This window comes from Enterococcus sp. DIV1337a, from assembly GCF_051712285.1.
Classification (GTDB): Bacteria; Bacillota; Bacilli; order Lactobacillales; family Enterococcaceae; genus Enterococcus; species Enterococcus faecalis.
Genome location: NZ_JBIOOP010000001.1, coordinates 2449605 through 2467313 on the forward strand (window position 1 = coordinate 2449605; position 17709 = coordinate 2467313).

11 protein-coding genes and 1 pseudogene are annotated in these 17709 nt (G+C 39.6%); 4 read left to right on the top strand and 8 right to left on the bottom strand.

The window, feature by feature from the left end:
• Positions 1-270 precede the first annotated feature (270 nt).
• Positions 271-1474, bottom strand: a pseudogene (locus tag IGL49_RS11630) (IS3 family transposase).
• A gap of 111 nt (positions 1475-1585) precedes the next feature.
• On the opposite strand from IGL49_RS11630, the gene IGL49_RS11635 reads away from it, so the two are divergent.
• Positions 1586-2413 carry a tyrosine-type recombinase/integrase gene (locus IGL49_RS11635; RefSeq protein WP_129317355.1) on the top strand — a complete coding sequence of 276 codons (828 nt, stop codon included), beginning with the start codon at positions 1586-1588 and terminating at the stop codon, positions 2411-2413.
• Positions 2414-2488: 75 nt separating this feature from the next.
• Here the strand turns inward: IGL49_RS11635 and rpsI are convergent, their stop codons facing one another.
• From rpsI to IGL49_RS11660, 5 genes are all read right to left on the bottom strand, one after another.
• Positions 2489-2881: a 30S ribosomal protein S9 gene (gene rpsI / locus IGL49_RS11640; RefSeq protein ID WP_002354786.1), complete on the bottom strand. Its 393-nt coding sequence runs from the start codon at positions 2879-2881 to the stop codon at positions 2489-2491.
• Between the two features lie 13 nt (positions 2882-2894).
• Positions 2895-3323, bottom strand: coding sequence for a 50S ribosomal protein L13 (gene rplM, locus IGL49_RS11645; RefSeq protein WP_048670019.1), 429 nt, complete (start codon positions 3321-3323; stop codon positions 2895-2897).
• Positions 3324-3559: 236 nt separating this feature from the next.
• The gene (locus IGL49_RS11650; protein WP_002354782.1) at positions 3560-4027 is read right to left on the bottom strand and encodes a Dps family protein; all 468 of its coding nucleotides are present in this window, start codon (positions 4025-4027) and stop codon (positions 3560-3562) included.
• Between the two features lie 127 nt (positions 4028-4154).
• Positions 4155-4874 carry a DUF5105 domain-containing protein gene (locus tag IGL49_RS11655; protein WP_104854377.1) on the bottom strand — a complete coding sequence of 240 codons (720 nt, stop codon included), beginning with the start codon at positions 4872-4874 and terminating at the stop codon, positions 4155-4157.
• Positions 4875-4957: 83 nt separating this feature from the next.
• The gene (locus tag IGL49_RS11660) at positions 4958-6478 is read right to left on the bottom strand and encodes a gluconokinase (protein WP_104854376.1); all 1521 of its coding nucleotides are present in this window, start codon (positions 6476-6478) and stop codon (positions 4958-4960) included.
• Between the two features lie 109 nt (positions 6479-6587).
• Between IGL49_RS11660 and IGL49_RS11665 the strand changes: the two genes are divergently transcribed.
• Positions 6588-7280 (top strand): prepilin peptidase, encoded by a 693-nt coding sequence (locus IGL49_RS11665; RefSeq protein WP_104854375.1) that lies wholly within the window; start codon positions 6588-6590, stop codon positions 7278-7280.
• Positions 7281-7327: 47 nt separating this feature from the next.
• Here IGL49_RS11665 and rpoC read toward each other — a convergent pair whose 3' ends face one another.
• Together rpoC and rpoB are read right to left on the bottom strand one after the other, a co-directional pair.
• Positions 7328-10981, bottom strand: coding sequence for a DNA-directed RNA polymerase subunit beta' (gene rpoC / locus IGL49_RS11670; RefSeq protein WP_104854374.1), 3654 nt, complete (start codon positions 10979-10981; stop codon positions 7328-7330).
• A 166-nt stretch (positions 10982-11147) separates the two neighbouring features.
• Positions 11148-14762 carry a DNA-directed RNA polymerase subunit beta gene (gene rpoB, locus IGL49_RS11675; RefSeq protein ID WP_010712913.1) on the bottom strand — a complete coding sequence of 1205 codons (3615 nt, stop codon included), beginning with the start codon at positions 14760-14762 and terminating at the stop codon, positions 11148-11150.
• A gap of 452 nt (positions 14763-15214) precedes the next feature.
• Here rpoB and IGL49_RS11680 point away from each other — a divergent pair, with 452 nt between their 5' ends.
• Positions 15215-15943 carry an ABC transporter ATP-binding protein gene (locus IGL49_RS11680; protein ID WP_104854372.1) on the top strand — a complete coding sequence of 243 codons (729 nt, stop codon included), beginning with the start codon at positions 15215-15217 and terminating at the stop codon, positions 15941-15943.
• A complete protein-coding gene (locus IGL49_RS11685; RefSeq protein ID WP_104854371.1) occupies positions 15927-17585 on the top strand; it encodes a hypothetical protein in 1659 nt (552 codons plus the stop codon). The genes IGL49_RS11680 and IGL49_RS11685 overlap by 17 nt, the downstream gene beginning before the upstream one ends.
• Positions 17586-17709: the final 124 nt, after the last annotated feature.

Below are 17709 nucleotides of genomic sequence, written 5' to 3' on the forward strand. Positions count from 1 at the left end.
ATACTGTTAATTATATTTCTTATTATACAGGTTTTCATCAAATAATTAAGTAAAATCCTAATATTCCATATACATTTATTTTTATATACACATATAAACTCTTTACTTCGCAAAACTAAGAATATTTTTAATCCATTTAACATGGCTATTACACATAAAAAAGATACTAATATATTCAAAATACTTTTTAGCATCTCTAATTTCTTTATGTTGGTATACACTTAATTTATATCTAGTAAAGCTTGTAGTGACCCCAAAAAGTTAGACTTTTTATAGAGTGGATTTTTTGGAGTTGTCAAGAAAAACCGGACACTTAGTTAAGAGAATAAGTGGATTTTTTTCAAAATCTTTAGGAGATTGATAGCCCTGGGCAGAGTGTAGGCGTTTTGTGTTATAGTAAGTTTCAATATATTTAAATATCTCCATTTGAGCCTGATCAATATCTCTAAATTGAGCGTCATTGATTAGCTCTCTTTTTATCGTTTTGTAAAAAGATTCCATTAAGGTATTATCATAAGGGTTTCCTTTTCGGCTCATACTAGAGCATGCTTCTTTTTTTCTTAACACCGATTGGAATTTAGTACTTGTATATTGTGAGCCTTGATTAGTGTGAATAATTACCCCTGGTCCAGGCTGCTCTTTTCCAAATGCTTGAAGAAAGGAATCTACAACTAATTGATCTTTCATTCTAGGTGACATAGACCACCCAACAATTTTTCTCGTACAGACATCAATAAATACAGATAAATAAAGCATTCCTTCTTTCAGAGGGATGTAAGTAATGTCTCCTAACCAAATTTTATTTTTTTCTGTCGCCTTAAATGTTTGATTAACAAGATTGGGTTGTGAGAGTGATGGGGACTTCCGATTATAATACTTGTATTTATAGGTACTTCCTTTAGCATAAAGACCAAGTTGATGGAGAAGCTTTCCTACGCGTTTTCGATTAACAAGAATTCCTTTTTTATTTAATACTTTTGTTATTCGAATCGCTCCGTACCTTCCATGATGTTCCTGAAAATAGTAGCGATTTCTTCTTTCAAGAGTTCATTCTCTTTTTTTCTTTTGGATGGTTTTCTTTTAAGAAACTCATAAAAACCGGCTTTTGAAACGTTCAATGTTTGACAAGCTCTCCGGATATTTAACTCATTTTTGTGTTCTTTTAAGAACTGAAATCTTACTTCTTGTTTGGCTTCAAGAAGACCAGGAACTTTTTTAATAATTCTAATTCCTCTCTTAGTAGGTAACGATTTTCTTGTTCGAGTTTCTTTATTTCATAATGGGCATCAAAAAGCGCGCTCCCTTTTCCAGGGAACGCACTTTCTCCATATTTTTCAACTTCTTGAACCCATCGATACAAGCTATTAGCGTGAACTTCTAGCTGTAGGCTAACTTCTTTAATAGAAAATCCTTCTTCCGACACCAGTTTTACAGCGGCGATTTTAAATGCTTTATCAAATGAACGCCTTGGCATAATCTAGATCCTCGCTTTCCCTTAATTTTTTGTCTAGTTTATTAGACCAAGTCCACTTCCTCAAATAGGGCATATGCACATGAATAAAATTACTATTCAGTTGAACCTTTGGTGACAAAAAAAAATATCTTTCCATATTCAGGCTATAAAAAGTTAGTATCGTATATAAAACAAGTCATGCGTTATGCTGAAAGAAAAGAAATTGTAAAGATAAATCCGTTTGAGCTACTTCAGTTACCTATAAATGCAGAGTTCAAAAAACAAGCAGAACAACGTAGGAAAGAAAAATTCTATTCTAAAGAAGCTATTAAACAATCTTTATACTTCATATGCAAACATTATGGACTACAAGAATATACCTTAGCACTTACCTATTCTATTGGAGCAGGAAAAGGTGAGATTTATCCATTAATTTGGAAAGATATAGATTTTGATAATATGACGATCCAATTAGAGCACAAACTACTCAAAAATAAAAAAACAGGGCTTCATACCAGAGTTTTAGGAGCAAAGAATGATTATAGATTGAGGGATATCCCCATCTCTTCCGAACTTGTTGCATTGCTAAAAGAGTGGAAAATGGAACAGTTTAGGCAACTACAAGAAGTAGGTATTTTTCAGTCAAATGAACAATTCTTATTTACGTATACGACTCAGAAGGGACTAATTAACCAACCCCTACATCCTGATTATTTAAATAATAAATTAGATAGGTTGGAATTAAAATATGGGCTACTTCATATTACGCCGCATGGATTACGTCATACGTATATCAGTGACTTAATTAATAGTGACATCAGCGAATCGATTGTTCAGTCATTAGTTGGGCACGTTGAAGGATTCAATGTAACAATAAAGAGTTACACTCATTGTGATCTAGAAAAACAAAAAGATGTTCTAAGAAGATTGAATGAAGAGCGTCGAAGTATTGGATTATGAAAACTCGTAATCAAAATAAAAAAGACACTTTCCAACCTAAGTGGAAAGTGTCCAAAATCCTTGGTGTAACAACGATTAACGTTTTGAGAACTGTGAAGCTTTACGGGCTTTTTTAAGACCTGGTTTTTTACGTTCAACCATACGTGCGTCACGAGTAAGTAACCCAGCGCGTTTTAAAGCAGAACGGAAGTCAGGATCTACTTGTAACAATGCACGAGCGATTCCGTGACGGATAGCTCCTGATTGTCCAGCATAGCCACCACCGTTTACGTTTACGATTACATCGTAAGCGCCTTTTGTTTCAGTTACGCCAAATGGTTGGTTGATAACTTCACGCAAGTCAGCATGTGGAATATATTCTTCTACGTCTTTTTTGTTTACAGTAATTTTACCAGTACCTGGTACTAAGCGTACGCGGGCAACTGCATTTTTACGACGGCCTGTGCCGCTATATTGTACTTGTGCCAATGAATTTCCCTCCTTAAATTAAGTTCGTGATATCTAATACTTCTGGTTGTTGTGCAGCATGTGGATGCTCAGCTCCACCGTATACGTTCAATTTAGTAAATTGTTTACGTCCTAAAGTGTTTTTAGGTAGCATACCTTTTACAGAAGTTTCGATAAGACGGCGAGAGTTTTTGTCGCGTAATTCACCAGCTGTCACTGATTTTAATCCTCCAGGATACATTGAGTGACGGTAGTAAATTTTGTCTGTAGCTTTTTTACCTGTTAATTTTACTTTATCAGCGTTAATTACGATTACGAAATCTCCAGTATCCACATGTGGTGTGAATGTTGGTTTATTTTTACCACGTAGTACAGAAGCAACAACTGCTGATAGACGTCCTAAAGGAACATCTGTTGCATCTACTACGTACCATTTACGTTCTACTTCGCCAGCTTTGGCCATATATGTTGTACGCACGTTTCTTTCCTCCAATTTTGTTTTCGATGTTTGACATACACTTGAGTTTCCGGGGCTCATTGTGGGGCAAACAATACCATTTAATATTTTACCTTCAATCACTGATAAAGTCAATGTTTTTCTGCGCTTTCAGAAAATAGATTTTCACTTATTTTTTCGTGCCTTTTAAACAGAAAAAAACCGCCAACGTCAACGTCAGCGGCTTTGCGAGTCGTTTTAAATTATGCGTCAATACCAGGCGCTTTGCCAAGTTTGGCTTGTAACATCCAAATATTTTTTTCGATGTCTGTTTTGTTGGCGATGAAAATGTCTTGTGTGCAGTCGTCGCCTTCTTCACCAGAAACTTCGATTCCTTTTGCGTAAAGGTCTGCTAAGTAACGGTAGCCTGCTACTAATTTTTCCATACGTTCTGGAATAGTACGGTCCCAGTTACCAATTTCATCTTCAATTTTTGTATTTTCTGCGAATTCACGCAATGTTGAGAATGGAGAGCCGTCCAATGTGATTAAACGTTCTGAAACAACATCTAATTGCTCATTGATTTGATCCATGTATTCATCCATTTGTGGGTGAAGTGTTAAAAATTCAGGTCCACGCATATACCAATGTGTTTGATGAATTACCACGGAAAATTGGCTTAAATCTGCAACGAGTTGGTTCAAAATTTCTTTTGTTTTTTCAAATTTCATTCTTTGTCATCCTCCTAAATATTATTTCTACACTCTTAGTGTAATATGAATTGTGAAAAAAGTACACTGAAAACCTTTCTTTTTTAAAATTATTATCAAATTATAATAATTACAATTAAGAATCTCATTAATTTCCTGAAATGACTGTTCCTTCATCCTCAGCGACAACTTTTTGTTCCGCTTGAGTAAGGATCGTATCGAGCGCCTCTGTCAACTCGTCAGCATCTTCTTTTCCTGTGACGAAAGCTAAAAAAAACTGATTCAGTCTCAGTTGCTCCGCCGCCGGCAAGTACCATTGTCCTTCTACTTGCTTAACCGTTAATGGCAGTTCAACTGGCTCATGGCTGACATTGATTTGTTGGATTTCTTTTTTTAAAACGGCTAACGTGTGCTGCATGTCTAGCGCTTGTGTCGCCTGTTGCGTTTGCTGAAGAAGAGCAGTGGTGGTGTCTTCAATCGCCGTCACAAAATCTAAGCCCTTAATCTGAAAAGTGATTGTCGCTTGTCCATTCAATTCTTTCGTGGCTACTAGTTGATATGAGGCTTTTTTCTTTACTTGAGCCAGTAATTCTGCGCTAAGTTTCTGGGCTTCGGTCTCGGTGACTTCAGCGTTCATTTCTTTTAAGCTATTGAAAAACTGCTTCTGGAACTGTTGACGGCTCGTCTGCAAATGCTCCGCCAAGACTTTCGGTTCACGAAAAGTTTGAGAGAATGTCGCTGTCTTTTCTTGATAAATAAAGTAATCTACCAACTGTTGCGCTGCTTTTTCGCCGGAACGAGACGGCGAACTGCAACTTGCTAATGCCCCAATGAATAACAGAAATAGTGGTAGTAGCTGTTTCTTCATTCCTCATCCTCATTTCCTCAAGTCTTCATCTCTCTTCTAGTTAAGCAACTTCTCAGCCATTTGTCAAAGCTATTTACTATCAATTATTTTCGGAATTCTGCTAATTTTTGATAACTTTGTGCTAAAACTTGTTGGGTTTCTTGAAAAACAGGATACAGCTCTTGATAAACTAGCAATTGATCTGCTCGTGGCGTGACCGTTTCATGAATCAATACCTGTTGCGCCGCTGCTTGTAAATTTGGTAACTGCCCTAAGCCTTGCCAGCCTAGCAAAACAGCGCCTAATGCCGAAGCTTCGGTGCTATCAGTGAACGATAACGTTTCTCCCAGCACATCAGCCATGATTTGACGGAACACAGGGGAATCAGCAAAACCGCCTGTCGCTCGAATCTCCTGAACGGGTCCACCGAGTTGTTTCAAATCCTCTAAAATGGTTTTTAAATTGAAACAGATTCCTTCCACCACCGCTCGAGCTAAATGTCCGGCATGGTGATTTTTGCGCAAGCCAATAAAACTTGCGCTCGCCTCTGCATTCCACAGCGGTGCTCGTTCACCTAGCAAATAAGGATGAAACAGTAAGCCATTTGCCCCAGCTGGCACGGTTGCAATTTTGGCCATAATTGGGTCATAAAGATTGGTCCCGTTTTGAATAGCTTGCTGACGTTCTTCTGCAAAAATCGTTTGGCTCGCCCAATCTAACGCAACTGCACCATTACTACTTGCGCCACCAATCACCCAGTGCTGTTCATCTAGAGCAAAACAAAACGTTTCACCTTGTGGATGCAAAAAAGGTTCTTCGACAATATACCGAAGTGCACCACTCGTACCAACGGTCAAAGTCGCTACACCCGTTCCTAGCGCTCCCAAACCTAAATTAGACAACGGGCCATCCGCGCCACCAAGAACTAAAACCGTTTCTTCTTCAACACCAAGCATCTCTTGCCAAGAAGGCGCTAACGCTGGAAAAATGAACGTTGACGGGGCAACTTTTGGCAACTGTTCCTCCTCAATAGATAAATACGCTAAAATCGACGATTCCCATTGTCGCGTGTGAATATTAAATAAACCCATCCCCGAAGCACTACTATAATCTGTCCAGTATTCGCCAAAGAAACGGTAAAAAATGTAGTCCTTAATCCCAATAAACTTGGCCGCGCTCTGCGCAATGGCTGGCTGATTTTCCTGCAGCCAGCGAATCTTGTACAAAGGTGCCATTGGATGAATTGGCATGCCTGTCAATTGATAAAATAATTGGGCCGCTGGCGTTTCTTTTAACGCTGCCGCATAATCAGCCGCTCGTGTGTCGGCCCAAGTAATCACTTGGGTCAACGGGCGCCCTTGCGCATCCATGACAATTAAGCCATGCATCGCTGAAGCAAAAGAAATGAGCCCAATTGGTTGATTCTTCACTTGTTGTGTGACGGTTCGAATACAGTTCACCACAGCTTGGAACAGCGTCTCTGGGTCTTGCTCCGCCATTCCTTCAGCCTCTTGAATTAATGGATAACGCACATAGCTAGAAGCTACGACTGTGCCATTGGGTTGAAAAGCCACTGCTTTGGCTTGCGTGGTGCCAACGTCGACACCAATCGCTAATTTTTCCATTTGATTCCCTCATTTCTTGTTTCTTTTATTATTCCTAACAAAAAAAGATTTGTCTAGTTAAACGAAAAATTTTAAAAAAAAGCGTAGTTTATTTTTAAGGAGGTAGTCTATGTTTTTCTTGAGTCTCTTTTTGATTGGTGCCTGTTTCGGTTCTTTTTTATGCTTGGTGGCGGAGCGCTTACCAGTAGGGCGTTCTTTGTGGTGGCCCCCTTCCCACTGCCAAGGCTGCCACCAGTCTTTACAAATCTATGAATTAATTCCAGTTGTTTCGATTTTGCTGCAGCGCTTTCGTTGTCGAAAGTGTCAGCAGCCAGTAGCTAAGAGTTATCTTTTAGCAGAACTTGTCGTGGGCGGCTTAACCGCAAGCTGTTTTTCAGCTGGCCTGACGATTGATGCTTTGATTATCTGGTGGTGGCTGACGAGCGCTTTTACATTAGCTTTGATTGATTATTGGTATTTAGTAGTCGAGCCGAAGATTCTTTATCCTAGTTTTCTTGTACTTTGCTTACTGAAAGTGGCGGGTCAGCATTCGTTTTACTTACTGACTGGCATTTTTTGTTTTTGTTTTTTCCGAGCCGTCCTACACTATTTTCCAGAAGCCATGGGGCGAGGGGATCTTTTGTTACTGGGTTTGTGGGGCTGTTTTTTACAGGTACCTCAGTTGCTGATGCTACTATTTTTTGCCAGTAGTTATGGCCTAATCTATGGCTACAGTTGTAAACTTTTGGGATATCCAGTTGAACAGAAACTTCCCTTTGTCCCCTTTTTAAGTTTGGGCTTACTCACAATCAGTTGGTTATAGCAAATAAAAAAGCCGCAAGGAGCATGCTCCTTGCGGCTTTTTAGGGTTTATTTATTGATGTTTTTCAACGCATCTTCAGCAGCCATTTGTGCTTCAATGTCTGAAATACTATAAACGTTTTCGCTAGCTACGCCAACTTCTTTTGGTTCCATGTTACGGTAACGAGCCATACCAGTACCAGCTGGGATGATTTTACCAATGATAACATTTTCTTTCAATCCAAGTAATGGATCTTTTTTGCCACGGATAGCAGCATCTGTTAATACGCGTGTTGTTTCTTGGAAGGATGCAGCAGATAAGAAGCTGTTTGTTTCCAATGACGCTTTGGTAATACCAAGTAAGACTGGACGACTAGTAGCAGGGACGCCACCAGCAACTAATGTGTCGTAGTTACGGTCTTTAAATTCTGCGATGTCCATTAATGTTCCTGGAAGGATTTCAGTGTCACCTGGATCCATTACGCGGATTTTACGTAACATTTGACGAACCATTACTTCGATATGTTTGTCGCCAATTTCTACCCCTTGCATACGGTAAACACGTTGTACTTCACGTAATAGGTAGTTTTCAACAGATAAAACATCACGAACTTGTAATAATTGTTTTGGATCAATTGAACCTTCTGTCAACGGTGCACCACGGTGGATGATGTCGCCTTCAGCAACTTTCATACGTGCAGTGTAAGGGACAGTATAGGTACGTGTATCTGTTTTTCCTTTGATGGTTACTTCTTTTTGACGTGTGGCAGGATCTTCAGAAATATCGATAACTTCACCGGTTACTTCTGTAATCACTGCTTGCCCTTTCGGATTACGTGCTTCAAAGATTTCTTGGATACGAGGTAAACCTTGAGTGATATCGTCACCGGCAACCCCACCGGTATGGAACGTACGCATGGTTAACTGTGTACCAGGTTCCCCGATTGATTGAGCGGCGATTGTACCAACTGCTTCTCCGACTTCAACGTCAGAACCAGTTGCCAAGTTACGTCCGTAACAGTGCTTACATACACCATGTTTTGTGTTACATGTAAAGACAGAACGGATGGTTACTTTTTCAATACCAGCGTCCACGATTTCTCTGGCAAGATCTTCAGTGATTAATTGATCCGCACCAATGATGATTGCACCAGTTTCTGGATGAACAACTGATTTACGTGTATAACGACCTAATAGACGTTCGTCTAATGGTTCGATAATTTCGTTACCTTCACGAATGGCTTCGATTTCAAGACCACGGTCAGTGCCACAGTCGTCTTCACGAATGATTACGTCTTGGGCAACGTCAACTAAACGACGTGTTAAGTAACCTGAATCGGCTGTCTTCAAGGCCGTATCGGTCATCCCTTTACGAGCCCCGTGAGTTGAGATAAACATTTCTAAGACAGAAAGTCCTTCACGGAAGTTTGAGATGATTGGTAATTCCATGATTCGTCCATTCGGAGCGGCCATCAAACCACGCATACCAGCTAACTGTGTAAAGTTGGAGATGTTACCACGGGCGCCAGAGTCAGACATCATGAAGATTGGGTTACGAGCTTCCATACTTTCGATCAGTTTTTGTTGGATTTCGTCTTTGGCACCGTTCCAAACGCCGATTACACGTTCATAACGTTCGTCATCAGTAATTAAACCACGACGGAATTGTTTGGTAATTGTTTCAACTTGTTTGTGGGCAGCATCAATGATTGCTTGTTTTTCATGAAGAACCATGATATCGGCAATCCCTACCGTCATCCCAGCATACGTTGAGTGTTTGTAACCTAAGTCTTTCATGCGGTCAAGCATTTTAGAGGTTTCCGTAATGTGGAATCTCTTGAAGACTTCAGCAATGATATTTCCAAGATTTTTCTTCTTGAATGGTAAAACTAATTCTTGCTCTTTAATGTGTGCAGGAATGTCTGTACCAGCTTCTACGAAGTATTTATCTGGTGTTTGAACAGTTAAGTTATAGTCTGTTGGTTCGTTCAAGTAAGGGAACTCAACAGGCATGATTTCGTTAAAGATGATCTTACCAACTGTGGTGATTAAGATTCGTTCTTTTTGCCAATCAGTAAATGGTTTGTCACCTAAAAGTGTTGTTTGAACCCCAATCCGTGAGTGTAAATGCACGTAGCCATTTTGCCATGCTAAAACAGCTTCGTTCATGTCGCGGAAGATCATGCCTTCCCCTTCACGGCCTTCTTCTTCCATTGTTAGGTAGTAGTTACCTAAGACCATATCTTGAGATGGTGTAACAACTGGTTTACCATCTTTCGGGTTCAAGATATTTTGGGCAGCAAGCATTAACATACGCGCTTCGGCTTGTGCTTCTTCGTTTAGAGGCACGTGAACCGCCATTTGGTCTCCATCGAAATCGGCATTGTAGGCTTCACATACTAATGGGTGAAGACGAATCGCACGACCTTCAACAAGAACAGGTTCGAAAGCTTGGATCCCTAATCTATGCAACGTAGGTGCCCGGTTAAGTAAAACTGGGTGTTCTTGGATAACTTCTTCTAAGATATCCCAAACTTCATCTTCGCCACGTTCGATTTTACGTTTCGCATTTTTAATGTTTGTCGCAATTTCACGTTGTACTAATTCACGCATTACAAATGGTTTGAATAATTCAATCGCCATTTCTTTTGGTAAACCACATTGGTACATTTTTAAGAACGGACCAACGACGATTACGGAACGACCAGAATAGTCAACACGTTTACCTAGTAAGTTTTGACGGAAACGACCTTGTTTCCCTTTCAACATGTGAGAAAGAGATTTCAATGGACGGTTACCTGGTCCAGTAACTGGACGGCCACGACGACCATTATCGATTAAAGCATCGACCGCTTCTTGTAACATCCGTTTTTCGTTTTGAACGATGATGCTTGGCGCATTTAAGTCTAATAAACGTTTTAGACGGTTGTTACGGTTGATCACACGGCGGTATAAGTCGTTTAAGTCACTTGTTGCAAAACGACCACCTTCCAATTGAACCATCGGACGTAAATCTGGTGGAATAACTGGGATAACATCCATTACCATCCAGCTTGGTTGGTTACCAGAAGCACGGAATGCTTCTAAGATGTCTAAACGACGGATGGCACGTGTCCGTTTTTGACCAGAAGCTGTTTTCAATTCTTCTTTTAATTGCGCAACTTCGCCATCTAAATCGACGTTATCTAATAATTGTTTCACGGCTTCGGCACCCATAGCAGCTTTGAAGGCTTGGCCATATTGTTCACGTTTTTCACGATATTCGCGTTCCGTTAACAATTGTTTTTTCTCTAAGGTTGTGTCACCTGGTTCGATGACAACGTATGAAGCAAAATAAATGACTTCTTCCAATGCACGAGGGCTCATGTCTAAAACAAGACCCATCCGAGATGGAATTCCTTTAAAGTACCAGATATGTGAAACTGGTGCGGCTAATTCAATATGTCCCATACGTTCACGACGTACTTTTGAACGAGTGACTTCAACGCCACAACGGTCACAGACAATACCTTTATAACGGATACGTTTATATTTACCACAAGCACATTCCCAGTCTTTGGTTGGACCAAAAATGCGTTCACAGAATAACCCTTCACGTTCGGGTTTTAATGTACGGTAGTTAATTGTTTCGGGTTTTTTAACTTCCCCATAAGACCAGCTTCTGATTTTTTCTGGTGAAGCAAGCCCTATTTGCATACTTTCGAATTTATTTACATCGATCAAAAGGAATTCCCTCCATTTCCTTATTTAGAGAAGCTGAGTCAGCAACTTGTTAGCAAATGGCAAGCATCCCTTGAAAGAAGGTCTAACGACACTTGGAACAAGTAATGGCTTGCGCAGTTGCAACAAAGTCGCAGTTGAATCAACTCATCAGAGTGGTAGCGACAAATTAGTCTCTGTCTTCGGCTGTTTCAATTTCTTGAACAACGTCTTGCGCTTCTTCTTTCACGACTGATTCTGCTTCTTTTTCCAGCTGTTTCGCTGATTGTTGTTCCGCAAATTTGGTTAGTGCGTCAACGGTGATTAAATCATCATCGTCATCGTCCATATCGCGTAACTCAATCTCAGCTTCCTCAATGTCCAAGACACGCATGTCTAAACCAAGTGATTGTAATTCTTTCACTAATACGCGGAATGATTCAGGCACACCTGGTTTTGGAATTGGTTCACCTTTAACGATGGCTTCGTATGTTTTCACACGTCCGACAACGTCATCAGATTTGTAAGTTAAGATTTCTTGTAATGTGTAAGCAGCACCGTAAGCTTCCAGTGCCCAAACTTCCATTTCCCCGAAACGTTGTCCACCGAATTGAGCTTTACCACCCAACGGTTGTTGCGTAACAAGAGAGTAAGGTCCGATTGAACGAGCATGCAATTTGTCATCAACCATGTGGGCTAATTTAATCATATACATGACACCAACGGAAATACGGTTATCAAATGGTTCACCTGTACGTCCATCGTAAAGAACTGTTTTAGCATCGCTAGCCATACCAGCTTCACGAACCGTTTCCCAAACGTCTTCATCGGTTGCCCCATCGAAAACAGGTGTTGCGACGTGAATACCTAATTGGCGAGCAGCCATACCTAAGTGTAATTCAAGTACTTGTCCGATATTCATACGAGAAGGTACCCCTAATGGGTTCAACATGATATCAACAGGTGTTCCGTCAGGTAAGAATGGCATATCTTCTTCCGGCATAATACGGGAAACAACCCCTTTATTTCCGTGACGTCCCGCCATTTTATCTCCTTCGTGAATTTTACGTTTTTGAACGATATAGACACGAACTAACATGTTAACACCTGGTGATAATTCATCGCCAGCTTCACGAGTAAAGATTTTCACATCATGAACGATACCGCCGCCACCGTGAGGTACACGGAGAGACGTATCACGAACTTCGCGGGCTTTTTCCCCGAAGATTGCGTGTAATAAACGTTCTTCTGCAGATAATTCTGTAACCCCTTTAGGTGTGACTTTCCCAACTAGTAAGTCGCCATCTTGAACTTCAGCACCAATGCGGATAATCCCCATTTCGTCTAAGTCTTTCAATGCGTCTTCCCCAACGTTTGGAATTTCGCGGGTAATTTCTTCAGGTCCTAATTTTGTATCACGCGCTTCTGATTCATATTCTTCAATATGCACAGAAGTGTAGACATCGTCTTTAACTAAACGACGACTCATGATAATGGCATCCTCGTAGTTATAACCTTCCCATGTCATGAAGGCAACTAAGACGTTTTGCCCTAAAGCCATTTCGCCTTCTTCCATAGAAGGTCCATCCGCTAAAGTATCGCCTTTTTCAACTTTTTCACCTAAGTGAACAATTGGACGTTGGTTGTAGCTTGTTCCTGAGTTTGAACGACGGAATTTTGTAACCATATATTTGTCTAATGCGCCATTGTCGCGACGAACGCGAATTTCTTTGGCATCGACGAATTCTACGACACCGTCATGTTTACATAGTAAAGCAGCACCTGAGTCATGGGCTGATTTATATTCCATACCTGTACCTACCCACGGAGAGCGTGGTTGAATTAACGGCACCGCTTGACGCTGCATGTTGGCACCCATCAAGGCACGGTTGGAGTCATCGTTTTCTAAGAAAGGAATACATGCTGTTGCGACTGCGACTACTTGTTTTGGTGAAACGTCCATGTAGTCAACTTTGTCTACGGCAACTTCTAAGTTTTCACTTTGTAGACGCGCCATAACAACATCATTGGCAAATGTGCCATCTTCATTTAAAACTGAGTTTGCTTGCGCTACGATATAATGGTCTTCGATGTCTGCTGTTAAGTAATCTACTTGATCAGTAACACGGCCTGTCGCACGATCAACACGGCGATAAGGCGTTTCGATGAAACCAAATTTATTCACTTTTGCGTAACTAGATAAACTATTGATCAACCCGATATTTGGTCCCTCAGGCGTTTCAATTGGACACATACGACCATAGTGAGAATAGTGAACGTCACGAACTTCATAACCGGCACGGTCACGAGTCAAACCACCAGGCCCTAAGGCTGATAGACGACGTTTATGGGTTAACTCACCTAATGGGTTTGTTTGGTCCATGAACTGTGATAACTGTGAAGAACCAAAGAATTCTTTGATACTTGCTACCACTGGACGGATGTTGATTAATTGTTGTGGTGTCAATGTTTCTGTGTCTTGAATAGACATTCTTTCACGAACCACACGTTCCATACGGGCTAAGCCAATACGGAATTGGTTTTGTAATAATTCGCCCACTGAACGGATACGACGATTACCTAAGTGGTCGATGTCATCGACATTGCCGATATCTTCCATTAAGTTGAAGAAGTAGCTCATTGAAGCAACGATATCTGCTGGACGAACTGTTTTGACACTGTCGTCTGGATAGCCGTTACCAATCACATTTACGATACGTTCAGGATCTTTTGGTGAAAGAACTTGAATCACTTGGATCGTCATTGGTTCAGTTACTACCGCATCTTCGCTTGGATAGTAAGTTACGCTGTTTAAGCCGTTGTCAATGTATTCGCCTAATGTTTCCATGATTTGGTGTGTTAAAACCGTGCCTTTTTCGACAATGATTTCACCAGTTTCTGGATCAACTAGCGTTTCAGCTAAGGTTAAGTTTAATAGACGTGTTTTTAAGTCTAATTTTTTGTTAACTTTGTAGCGACCAACGTTTGCCAAATCATAACGTTTTGGATCAAAGAAACGAGCAGTTAACAAGCTACGTGAGCTATCTGCTGTTTTTGGTTCGCCTGGGCGAAGACGTTCATAAATGTCTTTCAAGCCTTCTTCTGTACGAGAATCACTTGCATTTTTGTGTAAATCTTTTTCAATTGTGTTGCGTAAGCTTTCGCTGTCGCCGAAAATTTCGAAGATGGTATCATCTGAACCGAAACCTAAAGCACGAACTAACACAGTTAAGGGAATTTTACGTGTGCGGTCAATTCGAACATAAGAAATGTCTTTCGCATCTGTTTCCATTTCTAACCATGCACCACGGTTAGGAATGACTGTTGAGCCAAAGCCTTCTTTGCCGTTTTTGTCCACTTTTCCATGGAAGTAAACACCTGGAGAACGAACTAATTGGGAAACGATAACACGTTCTGCCCCGTTGATGATGAAGGTCCCCATTTCTGTCATTAATGGGAAATCGCCGAAGAAGACTTCTTGGGATTTAATTTCACCTGTTTCACGGTTGGTTAAACGTAAGGTTACATGTAATGGCGCAGAATAGTTGGCATCATGTGCGCGGGCTTCTTCTACTGTGTACTTTGGTTCTTTTAATTCATAGTCAACAAATTCTAAGGATAAGTTTCCTTGGAAATCGTCAATTGGTAAAATGTCTTCAAACATTTCACGAAGTCCCTCATCTAAAAACCATTGATAAGAGTCTGTTTGGATTTCAATTAAATTTGGTAATTCCAATACTTCACTGATACGTGCGAAACTTCTACGTTCGCGATGCTTTCCGTATTTTACTACGTGTCCAGCCAAGCTCTTCACCCCTCTAGTTATAAGTCTATCAAAACACCGATCCGAAAAATTACATTTACGTTACATATATTAAATATATGTAACAAAAAGCATTTTTTGCAGTTTTTAAGCAAAAAAAAACCAAAAATAGAACCTGCTTCCGAAAAATTTTCTGGCGTTTCTACTTTTGTTTTCCTATAAAAAACCGGAACGGACAATATTTCGCTCCTGCTTCGTCACTTTCAGATAGTTTTTGCTCTATAGATTCTACTACCTTTATCTAGAAAAGTCAAGGGTTTCTTTAAGGTTTTCTTTTTCATAAAAAGGAGTTTTTTTGTAAAGGGTTTCTAGCAACTATAAGCTGATTTTTTTCTGGACTTGACCATCAAAATTAAAATAAGCAACTTTTTAATATTTTAGCTATCAAAAAAAGTTAGGGTTTAGTAAACTTATTATTAATAGGAGGTGAGAAAATGAACTTAGTAATTGAAACGATTACAAAAAAGTTTGAAGAAAAGGTTATTTTCGATGGGGCTAGTTTTCAATTTCAAAAAGGGAAGATTTATGGACTACTCGGCCGGAATGGCGCAGGTAAGACAACTTTATTTAACTGTATTTCTCGAAATCTTTCACTCGACAGTGGTCAAATTTATTTGGAAGAGGACGGCAGACAGAATCTAAACTATGATAATACTGAAATTGGGTTTGTTTATACAACGCCCCATTTACCAGCATTTATGACGGCTTATGAGTTTGTTCGTTTCTTCATAGACATTAACCGTGAAAAAATCAATGACTTACAGCTGCCAGAAGAGTACTTACTAACTATTGGGATTGCTAGTGAAGATCACCATCGTTTGTTAAAAGATTTTTCACACGGTATGCAAAATAAGGTCCAAATGTTGGTTTCTTTGATGGTCCAGCCGCCCGTATTATTATTGGACGAACCGTTAACATCCTTTGATGTAGTAGCAGCTCATGAAATGAAGGAACTGATAATTCGTATGAAATCTAACTCAGTGATTATTTTTTCAACACATATTCTCCAATTAGCACAGGATTTATGTGACGAAGTCGTATTGTTGCATCATGGAAAATTACAGGCCCTGCCAGCTAATCGCATTCATGAACCTGATTTTGAGCAGGAAGTTGTACAGTTATTGTTGGACAAGGAGGCATTAAGCGATGAACCAATTCGTTAGTTTCTTCAAAGAAGATTGGCAATTTTTCAATTACAAATTAATTAAAACGCTGAACGGGTTCCTCTACTTTTTGCGAAAACTACCTGGCATAAAAAAATGGATTAGCGAACGGGTTTACTCTGCCTATGATTTGAAAAATGTTTTAGGCATTTTCCTAACCGTTCTGAAAGTTTCCACTTCTTTTTTTATGAAGATTGTCATTTTTGTAGCAGTCGCCCTGCTTCAGATATTCCTAATGAATTTTTTTAAAGGAAGTCAGTCTGCCAATCTTTTTTCTCAAATTAATCAACCGATGTTGGCGCAAAGTGCGTTTCTATGGTTTGTCTTTGTCGTCCTCATTTTAGGCTTTTACAATCATTTTTCAGTGACTCTTAATAAAACCGCCATTGATTTTTATACAGAATTTGGCTTATCACGTCATCGATTTATCTTAGGTCAAAAATTTATTGCGCTTTTTAAAAATACGTGCTTTTATTTTTTGGCTGGCTTACTGTACAGCTTAATAGCTGGCAATTTGTCCCTAGCCCTAATTCTTCCACTTTCCTATTTAGCCGGTAACTTTTGGTTATTTATTTTCTGTCGATGGCTCTATATGTTCAATCACAGCAAAGCTACTCGCCGTTGGATTGGCGGAATTGCTACCGGGTTATTTTTAATGCTCCTCTTTAGTTTATACTATTTTGGCCTCATGGCTCCTTTGACCAAACTCTACACCAGTTGGCTTTCCTTACCCATCTGGTTAGTTTTAGCTTTCTGGGGCATGAAAGCTGCGTGGACCTACCCTAAACAGACGGCATTTATTGACAAAATAATTATACAATCGTTATCCTTTTACGATGCGCTCACAACTAAAAAACCTGAGCAAGACCAGTATATTGGTCAAGGTCTCAAAATGCAAAAACAGCTACAAGTGAACAAGGATCAACAAGTGGATAAGTTAGTTGGTACGGAATATTTAAACGCCCTGTTGTTTAGCCGTTACCGTCAAGTGTTTAATAAAAAAATTCGCTATTTGTCCATCGGCTTTACTTTGCTGGTTATCAGTCTTATCGGTCTGCGACTAGCGAACATTCGTGGGTACATCAGTGAAACTGAAACAATCCAACTTTTACCATTACTATTTATATTAATGTATTTTCTTTCTTTTGGTAAACAAGTCGTGCAAATGTTGTTTGTCAATTGTGATTCTTCCATGCTCTATTATCCTTTTTATCGAGAACAAAGAACTATTTTAAGTGGCTTCGTCTATCGATTAAGGCAAATATTTAAATATAACAGTTTGGTTGTTTTGGGAATTTTTCTATTATTCCTCTTGTTACAAATACTGAATGATTTTTATTTAAGTTGGCAATTTTTTGGTACCTTATTGTTATTATTAGTAGCCCTGAGCTTTCTCTTTTCTTTTCACGAGTTGTTTATTTACTATCTACTTCAACCTTTTACGGTCGATATGACCGTAAAAAACCCGCTATATAAAGTCATCACGTGGATTTTTTACTTTTTTGCTTATATGAATACGTACATTAAATTTACAGGTTTTTTCTATGTCATTTGCGTATCCATTCTTAGCATTTTATATGTCGCTATCGGGTTGCTAATCATCTACCATAAAGCCCCGAAAACTTTTAAAATAAAAGAATAGGATTCTTTTATTAGTGATTTCCCTACAAAAACTATTGAAAAAAGAGCCTGAGACAAAAATTACTTTGAATTTTTGTTCCAAGCTCAAAAACTGATAAACGGCGGGAACAGAACCAACTCCTTCG

Bases quoted from the DNA above. Each gene is read 5' to 3' on its own strand.
- IGL49_RS11650 (WP_002354782.1), bottom strand. From the start codon at position 4,027: ATGAAATTTGAAAAAACAAAAGAAATTTTGAACCAACTCGTTGCAGAT.
- IGL49_RS11655 (WP_104854377.1), bottom strand. From the start codon at position 4,874: ATGAAGAAACAGCTACTACCACTATTTCTGTTATTCATTGGGGCATTA.
- IGL49_RS11680 (WP_104854372.1), top strand. From the start codon at position 15,215: ATGAACTTAGTAATTGAAACGATTACAAAAAAGTTTGAAGAAAAGGTT.
- IGL49_RS11665 (WP_104854375.1), top strand. From the start codon at position 6,588: ATGTTTTTCTTGAGTCTCTTTTTGATTGGTGCCTGTTTCGGTTCTTTT.
- rplM (WP_048670019.1), bottom strand. From the start codon at position 3,323: ATGGCCAAAGCTGGCGAAGTAGAACGTAAATGGTACGTAGTAGATGCA.
- IGL49_RS11685 (WP_104854371.1), top strand. From the start codon at position 15,927: ATGAACCAATTCGTTAGTTTCTTCAAAGAAGATTGGCAATTTTTCAAT.
- IGL49_RS11660 (WP_104854376.1), bottom strand. From the start codon at position 6,478: ATGGAAAAATTAGCGATTGGTGTCGACGTTGGCACCACGCAAGCCAAA.